The organism is Vibrio sp. B4-6, from assembly GCF_963888245.1.
In the GTDB taxonomy this organism is placed as follows: domain Bacteria; phylum Pseudomonadota; class Gammaproteobacteria; order Enterobacterales; family Vibrionaceae; genus Vibrio; species Vibrio anguillarum.
Genome location: NZ_CAWPIM010000048.1, coordinates 1 through 1,610, shown reverse-complemented (window position 1 = coordinate 1,610; position 1,610 = coordinate 1). Strand labels below are relative to the sequence as shown.

Annotated in this window: 1 rRNA gene; it reads right to left on the bottom strand. The window is 53.4% G+C overall.

From position 1 onward, the window contains the following. Positions 1 to 58 precede the first annotated feature (58 nt). Positions 59 to 1,603 (bottom strand): 16S ribosomal RNA (locus AACV20_RS12855). Positions 1,604 to 1,610 lie beyond the last annotated feature (7 nt).

The following is a 1,610-nucleotide window of genomic DNA, read 5'->3' as shown; positions in this document are numbered from 1 at the left end:
TCTCTTAAACTGTATAAACCATCAATCTGTGTGGACACTCATCAGTGTAATCTTCGTATAAGGAGGTGATCCAGCGCCAGGTTCCCCTAGCGCTACCTTGTTACGACTTCACCCCAGTCATGAACCACAAAGTGGTGAGCGTCCTCCCCGAAAGGTTAAACTACCCACTTCTTTTGCAGCCCACTCCCATGGTGTGACGGGCGGTGTGTACAAGGCCCGGGAACGTATTCACCGTAGCATTCTGATCTACGATTACTAGCGATTCCGACTTCATGGAGTCGAGTTGCAGACTCCAATCCGGACTACGACGCACTTTTTGGGATTCGCTCACTATCGCTAGCTTGCTGCCCTCTGTATGCGCCATTGTAGCACGTGTGTAGCCCTACTCGTAAGGGCCATGATGACTTGACGTCGTCCCCACCTTCCTCCGGTTTATCACCGGCAGTCTCCCTGGAGTTCCCGACATGACTCGCTGGCAAACAAGGATAAGGGTTGCGCTCGTTGCGGGACTTAACCCAACATTTCACAACACGAGCTGACGACAGCCATGCAGCACCTGTCTCAGAGCTCCCGAAGGCACACCTGCGTCTCCGCTGGCTTCTCTGGATGTCAAGAGTAGGTAAGGTTCTTCGCGTTGCATCGAATTAAACCACATGCTCCACCGCTTGTGCGGGCCCCCGTCAATTCATTTGAGTTTTAATCTTGCGACCGTACTCCCCAGGCGGTCTACTTAACGCGTTAGCTCCGAAAGCCACGGCTCAAGGCCACAACCTCCAAGTAGACATCGTTTACGGCGTGGACTACCAGGGTATCTAATCCTGTTTGCTCCCCACGCTTTCGCATCTGAGTGTCAGTATCTGTCCAGGGGGCCGCCTTCGCCACCGGTATTCCTTCAGATCTCTACGCATTTCACCGCTACACCTGAAATTCTACCCCCCTCTACAGTACTCTAGTGAACCAGTTTCAAATGCGGTTCCGAGGTTGAGCCCCGGGCTTTCACATCTGACTTAATCCACCACCTGCATGCGCTTTACGCCCAGTAATTCCGATTAACGCTCGCACCCTCCGTATTACCGCGGCTGCTGGCACGGAGTTAGCCGGTGCTTCTTCTGTCGCTAACGTCAAATGATGCTGCTATTAACAACACCACCTTCCTCACGACTGAAAGTACTTTACAACCCGAAGGCCTTCTTCATACACGCGGCATGGCTGCATCAGGCTTGCGCCCATTGTGCAATATTCCCCACTGCTGCCTCCCGTAGGAGTCTGGACCGTGTCTCAGTTCCAGTGTGGCTGATCATCCTCTCAGACCAGCTAGGGATCGTCGCCTTGGTGAGCCATTACCTCACCAACTAGCTAATCCCACCTAGGCATATCCTGACGCGAGAGGCCCGAAGGTCCCCCTCTTTGGCCCGTAGGCATCATGCGGTATTAGCCATCGTTTCCAATGGTTATCCCCCACATCAGGGCAATTTCCTAGGCATTACTCACCCGTCCGCCGCTCGCCACCCAAGGAACAAGTTCCTCTGTGCTGCCGCTCGACTTGCATGTGTTAGGCCTGCCGCCAGCGTTCAATCTGAGCCATGATCAAACTCTTCAATTAAAGTTTT